The sequence below is a fragment of the Pseudomonas emilianonis genome (assembly GCF_023072625.1).
GTDB lineage: Bacteria > Pseudomonadota > Gammaproteobacteria > Pseudomonadales > Pseudomonadaceae > Aquipseudomonas > Aquipseudomonas paraveronii.
This window is the reverse complement of sequence record NZ_JAKNRV010000430.1, coordinates 1-3,925: the sequence shown is the minus strand read 5'-3', so window position 1 is coordinate 3,925 and position 3,925 is coordinate 1. Positions and strand designations below refer to the sequence as shown.

The 3,925-nt window shown below is 63.0% G+C and carries 2 protein-coding genes; both read right to left on the bottom strand.

What is annotated here, in order from left to right; all coding sequences use genetic code 11:
• Positions 1 to 1,411: GspE/PulE family protein (locus tag L9Z73_RS26845; protein WP_247407610.1), on the bottom strand; the 1,411-nt coding region annotated here is incomplete at its 3' end.
• Between the two features lie 382 nt (positions 1,412 to 1,793).
• On the bottom strand, positions 1,794 to 3,925 hold a 2,132-nt coding region (locus L9Z73_RS26840; protein ID WP_247407607.1), incomplete at its 5' end, for a TonB-dependent receptor.

The window sequence follows — 3,925 nt, the reverse complement described above, 5'->3', positions numbered from 1 at the left end:
CCGGGTCTGCCTGCTTGCAGTGCGGGCACAGGCGCCGCACCAGGCGCTGGGCCAATACGCCCAACAGTGAAGACGCCAGCAGGAACGGTTCGACGCCCATGTCGATCAGGCGGTTGACCGCCGATACCGCGTCGTTGGTGTGCAGGGTGGCAAGTACCAGGTGACCGGTGAGCGAGGCTTGCACGGCGATCTGGGCGGTCTCCAGGTCGCGGATTTCGCCGATCATGATGATGTCCGGGTCCTGGCGCAGGATCGCGCGCAGGGCCAGGCCGAACGTCATGTCGATCTTGGCGTTGACCTGGATCTGGCTGATGCCCGGCAGGTCGTACTCCACCGGGTCTTCGACGGTGAGGATATTGCTGGTGCTCGCATCCAGCCGCGCCAGCGCGGCATAGAGGCTGGTGGTCTTGCCGCTGCCGGTAGGCCCGGTGACCAGCACGATGCCGTGGGGCTGGCGAATCAACGTGTCGAGGCGCGCCAACAGGTGCGCTTCCATGCCCAGGGTTTCCAGTTGCAGGCGCCCGGCCTGTTTGTCCAGCAGCCGCATCACCACGCGCTCGCCATGCCCGGTGGGCACTGTCGACACGCGGATATCAATCGGCCGCCCGGCCACGCGCAGGGCGATGCGGCCGTCCTGGGGCAAGCGTTTTTCGGCGATGTCGAGTTGGGCCATGATCTTGATCCGCGACACCAGCGCGCCATGCAGCGCCTTGCGCGGCGAGACCACGTCGCGCAGGGTGCCGTCGACGCGGTAGCGCACCTTGAGCTGGTTTTCGAAGGGTTCGATATGGATGTCCGATGCACGCTGTTCCACCGCCCGCTGCAGGATCAGGTTGACCAGGCGAATCACTGGCGCTTCGGAGGCCATGTCCTTGAGGTGTTCGATATCTTCCAGTGCGCCGCCCTGCTCATCGAGGTTCTCGATCAGGGTGCCCATGGCGGAACGGCCCTGGCCGTAGTAGCGCTCGATCAACGTATCGACTTCGTTGCGCGGGCCGATGGCCAGCCATATCGGCACATCGCAGGCGTAGGCCAGGGCCTGAAAGGGATAGTGCTGCGCCGGGTTGGCCGCGAGGACGCGCAGCCCGCCTTGGGTCCACCCCATCGGTACCACTTGGTAATGGCGCATAAAGCGCTCGGTGAGCGTGGGCAACGGGTCGAGCAGCGGCGGCGCGGCATCGGCCAGCAACAGCGGCGCACCGAGCAACGCCGCCCAGGCGCGGGCCAGTTCGATTTCGGACACCAGCCCCAGGCGCGTGAGCAACCCCAACAGGTCGCTGGCGTCGGTGGACAAGCGCCGGGCGCGCTCCAGATCAACGGTTTTCAGCCCGGCGTGCTGCATCAGCCACGCGCACACGGTGTCGGTGTGCGGTATCTGCGTATGGCAGGCATCGATGGGCATGGACGACATAGTGGGGTGTCTAGTTGCGAGAAAGTATGGCTATTTGGAACTACTGGATATAAAAAGAAAATGCCATTAGTTCGCCACGCCGCAGTCGGAGTTAACTGGGTTAATCGACTGGAAGTTCCAACGCTAGTTCCGGAAGCGGGGAAACAAACTGAAAAGAATAGGCTTCGGCCATCTTTAAATGGCCTTACAAACCTTGATTTAAAGCCTCAGCGCCAAAAAGACCGAATTTAGCTAATTGCAATTAGCCACTTCGCTAATTAGCGCCAGGCGCCGAAGTTTTCCCTCGGCGGACATCACGCTAAAACTTTCAAATAGCCTGTGTGTTTTTCACTGCCGCTGGCACCTGCGAACCGCGTGAGAGCAAACAAAGGCGATCTCCCGATCAGAAGTCGACCGTGGCCGACAACAGGTAAGTACGCGGCGTCGACAAGGTCAACCCCGGCTCACTGTCGTCCGACGCGCCCGCCGAACTCCAATAGCGTTTATCGGCGACGTTCTCCACATTCGCGCGCAGGGTGATGTGTTTGTCATCGACCTTGAACGCATACCGCGCGCCCACGTCGATGCGGTTCCAGGCGTCGATTTCCTTGACGTTCGACTGATCCAGGTATTGCGAGCTGGAGTGGATGCCGCGGCTGGTCAAGGTCAGGCCTTCGAGGCTCGGCACGTCCCACTCCGCGCCGAGGTTGACGTTGTACTTGGGGGTGGCCGGGGCGCGGTTGCCGTCGTAGGTGCCGTTGGTGGTGTGGGTCAGCTCGCTGTCGATGTACATCACCCCGCCAAGCAAACGCACACCCTTGAGCGGCTCGCCGAACACGCTCAGTTCCACCCCTTCGTTCTGGCGCTTGCCGTTGGGGCCGAACACGTTCGAGGTGGCGTTGGTTTCATAGGCCGGTTGCTTGATGCGGAACACCGCCGCAGTCACCGCGAAAGCACCGGCGTCGTATTTGGCGCCCACTTCCACCTGGCGGCTGATGAACGGCGGGAAGATTTGATTTTCGTTCTTCGAGGTCGACGGCGCGACCTTGCCCTGGCTCAGGCCTTCCATGTAGTTGGCATACAGCGACAGCGTGTCGGTAGCCTTGAACAGGATGCCACCGGACGGCGAGATTTTTTCTTCGTCGTAGCCAGTGCGGCCTTTGACGTCGTTGGTCCAGTCATCCACTTTCACGCGTTGCCAGCGCGCGCCAAGAGTCAGCAGCAGGCGGTCGTCGAAGAAGCCCAGGGTGTCGGACAGCGCCACGCCGCTGAATTTATTCTCGGTGTACACCTTCGCATCCTGGCGGGTGGCGGTGGACGGCGTCGGCGTTTGCACCGGGTCGTAGAGATTGCTCGACGCCGACGCATACCGTGCGCCGCCGTTGGTGAAGTCCATGTAGAAGTAGCTGGCAGCCAGGTTGACCTCGTGACTCACCGGCCCGGTCTGGAACCCGTTGCGCACGCCCGCCGTGGCGGTGCGCACATTTTCATCGCGGGTGAAGTCACGAGGCTGCACGCTGAAATCCCCTGCGCTGTTGCTGACGGAAACGGCGTGGCGCAGGAAGTCGTGGTTGCTTTTGCGCGCGCCTACGCCGCCGTACAGCATCACGTTATCGCTGAGGTCGAACTCAGCATTGACCGTGCCAAACGTGTCGTTGGTGCTGGCCTTGCTCCACGACTGCGCGTAATTGTGGCGCACATCGTTGGCGCTGGGCACCGGTGCTGCGGCGGCCACCTGCACACGCTCCTGGGGCGCATCGGTGTCGCGCTCGGTGTGGCCGATATCGGTGGAAAGGCGCAGGCGCTCGCCGCGAAAATCCAGGCCCAGTACGGCCATCTCGCGATCGACGCTCTGATGGTCCCATTCGGTATCGCCGGACTGCTTCACGCCGTTGAAGCGCAGGCCGAACTTGTTGTCCTCGCCAAAGCGCCGGCCCACATCCACCGCGCCGCCGGCCTGGCTGCCGGAGGCCCAGGTGCCGGTGAACGAGGTGATGTCCTTGTCGGTGGCGCGCTTGGGCACCACGTTGATCCCACCGCCCACACTGCCACGCGGCGAGATGCCGTTGATCAATTGGCTGGGGCCTTTGACGACGTCGACGCGGTCGGCCATTTCCATGTCGATGGTGTAGGTCGGCAACACGCCATAGAGGCCGTTGTAGGCCACATCACTGTTGAACAGGCTGAACCCGCGAATGGTGAACTGCTCATAGCGCCCACCGGCCGGGTTGGTGGCGCGCACCGACGGGTCGCTGGCGATCAGGTCGCCGAGGGTGCGGGCCTGTTGGTTCTTCACCGCCTCCTGGGTGTAGGTGGTCATGCTGAACGGCGTGTCCATGAAGTCCCGCGAACCCAGCAGGCCTTGCGAACCACGCCGCGCCACTTGCCCACCGGCGTAGGTATCGCCGTCGTCCAGACTGCTGGTGCCGAGGATGGAGGTCGGCGCCAGTTGCAGGCTGCTGCCATCGGGCACCGGCACCAGCATGTAGGCCTGCTCCCCGATAGGATGCAGTTGCAGGCCAGAGCCTTGCAGCA